Annotated in this window: 1 protein-coding gene; it reads left to right on the forward strand. The window is 54.9% G+C overall.

Going from position 1 to position 605, the window contains the following annotated elements; translation table 11 throughout:
* Nucleotides 1-605 (forward strand): chromate transporter (locus L655_RS0100985; protein WP_024603794.1); only part of this gene is annotated, 605 nt, incomplete at both ends.

Below are 605 nucleotides of genomic sequence, written 5' to 3' on the forward strand. Positions count from 1 at the left end.
GCCGGTTTGTTCTACGGTATCAAACCGGCGGTGACTGCCATCGTCGTGCATGCCGCCCATCGCATTGGTTCACGCGCGTTGAAAAATAATGTGATGTGGGCGATTGCTGCCGCCGCGTTTGTGGCCATTTTTGCACTCAATATCCCATTCCCTTACATCGTGATTGCAGCGGCACTGATTGGTTATTTGGGTGGGCGGTTTCTACCTGACTACTTCAACAGCGGCGGTGGCCATGGCAAGGCTGATAAATCCTTCGGCACCGCGTTATTCGATGATCACACACCCACGCCCGCGCACGCCATGTTCCGCTGGTCGCGTTTCAGCATGATCTTGATCTCCGGTGCATTACTCTGGGCTGTTCCGCTGTTTGCACTTTGGAGTTATTTCGGTTGGGATCACACACTGACACAAATGGCCTGGTTCTTTACCAAAGCGGCACTACTCACTTTCGGTGGTGCCTATGCGGTACTGCCCTATGTTTATCAGGGTGCGGTCGGCCACTATGGTTGGCTCACGCCCACGCAAATGATCGATGGCCTCGCGCTCGGTGAAACCACACCTGGGCCGCTCATTATGGTGGTGGCTTTTGTCGGATTTGTGGGGGG

The organism is Pseudoalteromonas sp. TAE79 (assembly GCF_000498015.1).
Lineage (GTDB): Bacteria > Pseudomonadota > Gammaproteobacteria > Enterobacterales > Alteromonadaceae > Pseudoalteromonas.